This window comes from Legionella drancourtii LLAP12 (assembly GCF_000162755.2).
Classification (GTDB): Bacteria; Pseudomonadota; Gammaproteobacteria; order Legionellales; family Legionellaceae; genus Legionella; species Legionella drancourtii.
Genome location: NZ_JH413797.1, coordinates 18,477 through 23,324 on the forward strand (window position 1 = coordinate 18,477; position 4,848 = coordinate 23,324).

Genomic DNA, 4,848 nt, shown 5'->3' on the forward strand with positions numbered 1-4,848 from the left:
CTGCGCGGGAATGACAGATTTCCTTTAACTTAAGGGCAGTGCCATTAAGGATGGAGAGAGCCTCTAGATGCATAAAGCAATTACTGTGATACTAAACTTACAATCTCAGCAACTGCTGTATTTAAATCTAAAGATTTTGTTTCGCCAGTAGCACGCGATTTATATTCCACGCAATTTTGTTCAAGATTTCGATCGCTCACCACTAAACGATGAGGGACTCCGATTAAATCATGGTCGGCAAAGAGTGCACCTGCACGTTCATTGCGATCATCAAGTAATACATCAATTCCTGCATTACGAAATTGCTTATATAAAACGTCAGCTTGATCCTTTACTGCTTGTGACTTGTGCCCATTAAGTGGAATAATCACGACTTGGAATGGCGCAATGTTTGATGGCCAGATAATGCCTTGTTCATCATGGTGTTGTTCAATCGCGGCAGCAACAACACGCGTTATTCCTAAACCATAACAACCCATCATCATTGTTTCTAATTGGCCTTGTTCATTAATTACCGCGGCATTCATTGCTTTTGCGTATTTGTCACCTAATTGGAATACATGTCCTACTTCTATGCCGCGACAAGAATGCAGAGTGCCTTTACCATCTGGACTTATGTCGCCTTCTTTAACATTACGTAAGTCATATCCTTGGTACTCCTTAACGTCTTTATCCCAGGCCGCATGTTGATAATGTTTATCCACTTGGTTGGCGCCGCAAACAAAAGAATCCATGGCCAGGGCTTGATGATCAATAATGACTGGAATTGCTAAATCAATTGGTCCTAGTGAGCCAATAGGTGCATTTAAGGTTTTAACAATCGTTTCTTCATCGACAAATTGTAATGGCGAGTGAATTAAAGGATGTTTGATGGCTTTTACCTCGTTTAATTCATCATCACCACGTAACACCAACGCAACCAGTGGATGTTCTTTACCGCGTACGATTAGCGTTTTAACCATATCTGAGCTTGCTATCTTCATAAATTGCGCTACTTCAGCAATGGTTTTTTGTTTTGGTGTATCAACTAATGCGATTGTTTGTGTTGTTTGATTTGTTGATTTAGCCGGTTTTAGACTAATAGCTTGCTCGATATTCGCCGCATAATCACTGGCATCGCTGTAGAAAATCAAATCCTCACCTGAATCCGCTAGTACTTGAAATTCATGTGATGCTGAGCCGCCAATAGCTCCAGTGTCTGCTTCTACCGCACGATATTTCAAGCCCATACGATCAAAAATACGGCAATAAGCTTGGTACATATCTTTATAGGTGTTTTGCAAACTCTCGAGATTTAAATGGAATGAATAGGCATCTTTCATAATAAATTCACGTGCGCGCATAACCCCAAAACGAGGTCTGATTTCATCACGGAATTTAGTTTGAATTTGATAAAAACAGCGTGGCAATTGTTTGTATGATTGCAACTCATTGCGCATGATGTCGGTAATAACTTCTTCATGTGTTGGGCCATAGCAATATTCTCTGCCATTTGAATCTTTCATGGTAAGCAGCTGGCCACCAAATGTTTCCCAACGTCCTGTTTCTTGCCAAAGTTCCGCCGGTTGGACGGCGGGCATGAGTAATTCAACGGAATTAATGCGATTCATTTCTTCGCGAACAATGTGTTCTACTTTGCGAAGTACTTTTAGCCCTAAAGGCATCCAGGTATAGAGTCCAGATCCTAGTTTACGGATCATCCCTGTTCTCAGCATCAATTGATGAGAGACGATTTCAGCATCGTTAGGTGTTTCTTTAAGCGTAGCTAAAAACCATTGTGACGCGCGCATTGCTGCTCCTGAATTTAATTTCATTGATGGCAGGCATTATACAGAAGTTTCTACCCAAAAACAGGTTGAATTGTAAGGATTAAAGTGTTGTTTGAAGGAATAGTTATTAACTGCTTTTAATATGCTAGAGGTCGACTTACCGTGGATATGTCACGGTAAGTCGGAGAAGGATTTTTCTTAGCATAATGGCTAAGGGCGTTTATAATTTCCTGAGTTATAGGTGAACTTTTGCTTCTTTTAATACTTGAGATATTTTAGCGGCTAAATCCATATTTTTTTCGCCGTCTAACTGATAGAGCTCATGTTGGTAATCGCTATAATGTACCGAACCACTATGAACATTATAAATCGCGCCAACAATGGCAATTTCATCTTGCTCTACCATCTGATTCAAAATAGGACTGCGATCATAAATATTTTGCATGGTATTCGCTACGTTCAATTCGGTAACATGATTTACAAACGTAGTATTTTTACTGGTACGCTCATTTTGGGTTTCAGTTTCAGCAGCGATAGCTGGTTTAATTTTAGCCAGCAATTGCGTAATATGACCTTGTTCAACACCGTCACATGCTGATTGAATGGCACCACAACGTGTGTGTCCCAATACTACGATCAGTTTCACGCCAACCACCTTACAGGCATATTCGATACTGGCTAACACGTCATCATTGACGACATTCCCGGCAACACGTACGCAGAAGACATCACCAAAGGTCATATCGAAAATCGTCTCTACAGGCACTCGCGAATCAATACAACCAAGGACAACTGCAATTGGATGCTGTTCTTTTGCGGTGTGTTTTACATCCAAGTGATTCATTCTATGGATTCGTTCGTCGTTTAAGAAGCGTTGGTTTCCTTCATGTAGAATATTTAATACTTGAGCGGGTGATAAGTGAGACTGCACGTCATATGTAGTCACATTAATAAAGTCAATGTAGTTATGAATTTTATAATGCTCTTTGAACCCTGTTAAGTTTAAGGCGATTTTTTTATAAACAGCTTGCTCATCCGTGAACTCTTTCAATAATTCTGAAATTTCCTTATCAATATATTGGGTATAACGTGCGTCAATAATTAGTTGTGATTCACTAGGGATAGAATCTAATTCTGCAATTAACGCAGCTTTATTAAGGAACGTGACTTGTTGAGGCAGCACCAATCGATTAGTGATCCCATTAGGATAAATCTCTTTAATAATATTAATCCGCGACTGACTGTTTGATTTTAATATGAAAAACAAACTGACGGTCAAACCAATTAAGATACCTGTGAGTAGGTTAAAGGCGATGATACTCACAACTGTTGCTATAAATGGAATAAAACGGTCCCATCCTTGAGCATAAATCGAGCGATAAATAGACGGTTGATTTAATTTATAGCCGGTATAAATTAAAATGGCGGCTAACGACGATAATGGAATCTTATTTAAGGCACCGGGGATTAACATCACTGCAAACAAGATAAAAATACCATGAAAAATAATGGAAGCTTTGGTTTTAGAACCAGCTTGAATGTTAATGGATGTTCTAACGATTACCGAAGTGATAGGGATACCACCGAGTAGGCCCGCAGTCATGTTACCTACGCCCTGAGCCATTAATTCACGGTTGGTTGATGCATGGCGCTTTTGTTTATCGAGTCGCTCACCTGCTTTAAAATTTAATAAGGTTTCAAGTGACGCAACAATAGCCATGATGCATGCATAGACATAAATTTGTGGGTTAGTCCAAGCAGACCAGTTGGGGTATTGCAGCTGGCTTAAAAAATCCTTTAGGCCTTCTGTCTTAGGAATGTTTACTAATTGTGGTGAGTTTTGAACCAATACCGAATCGGTCCATATATAGACTTCATTTAATAGGATGCCTGCAATGACCACAATAATCGGTGCCGGTATTTCTTTAAATATTTTATTCGTAGTCTTGTCAAAATAAATCAAAATAGCTAAAGAAATTGCCGTGATGATTAAGGCCCCTGTATTAATATGGTTATATAAGGCTAAAATAGGGCTTAAGGTAATAACATCAGTTGTTTCTAATAAATGAATTTTAAGTTCATTAAAATCTGCAGAAAGGGTAAATGCCAAAGGTAATTGTTTGATGATTAATAAAATACCAATAGCACATAAAAGCCCCTGTACAACATTAGAAGGGACATAATCGGCGATAAATCCTGCTTTCAGACTGCCAATAATAATTTGCAATAAACCAGCAAGCAGCAGAGCAAGTAAAAATGAGTTAAAATCTCCTAGATGTGCTACAGCAGTTACTACAATGGCAGCCATACCTGCTGCAGGTCCACTGACACTGATCTGTGAGCCGCTAAGACAGCCAACAACCACACCACCAATAATACCACTTAAAATACCGGAAATGAGCGGTGCTCCAGAAGCTAGAGCAATACCTAAACATAATGGAATGGCGACGAGAAATACTACGATGCCAGCAACTAAATCAAATTTTAAATAGCGCTTATTGTAAATTCGAAATTTACGCAAATCGACAGCTGTTTCTGCTTGCATGAGATAGTTCCTATATAAAAAAGTATAAATCAGTAATTCGTTATAATTAATAGTGTACTTATTTTGTCATACATGGATTTAGAGTGTTAACATTTGAGTTACACCAAGAATCACTTTAATTTTAGAATAAGCTGTAGGTTATTAAAACATAAATGTTACAATAACGTAACAAAAATGTAACGCTTTTGTTAAGGTTGTTGACGTGGTTTTAGAAACTAAATCGGCATAGAAGCTATATGATAAAAGTAATATCAGTATTAGAGTTGCAAGACATTACTTAATGAGCTTGCAGAAGGAGCTAATTGCAATTCTAATGGAAATATGCAATATAAATAAGCGGTAATGTAATTAATTGTTTAGATGAGGCAATAAATATCCTATAAATTAGCATTCATGTAGACTCTAGCATAGCCACCATAGAACTGATGACTGTACAGCATTTACCAAGCAAGATAAATTAAATTAAATTTTAATTAAAAATGCTTGACATCACCGCTGAAATCCGTAGAATGCACGACTCGCCTTGAGGGCAAA

The 4,848-nt window shown here is 38.3% G+C and carries 2 protein-coding genes; both read right to left on the minus strand.

All coding sequences use genetic code 11. The annotated features are described in order from the left end of the window. Positions 1-80: 80 nt before the first annotated feature. Complete coding sequence (locus LDG_RS01575) at positions 81-1,790, minus strand: proline--tRNA ligase (protein ID WP_006869338.1); 1,710 nt, start codon at positions 1,788-1,790, stop codon at positions 81-83. A 214-nt stretch (positions 1,791-2,004) separates the two neighbouring features. Then, positions 2,005-4,314, minus strand: a complete 2,310-nt coding sequence (locus LDG_RS01580) for a bifunctional SulP family inorganic anion transporter/carbonic anhydrase (RefSeq protein ID WP_006869339.1) — start codon at positions 4,312-4,314, stop codon at positions 2,005-2,007. Positions 4,315-4,848 lie beyond the last annotated feature (534 nt).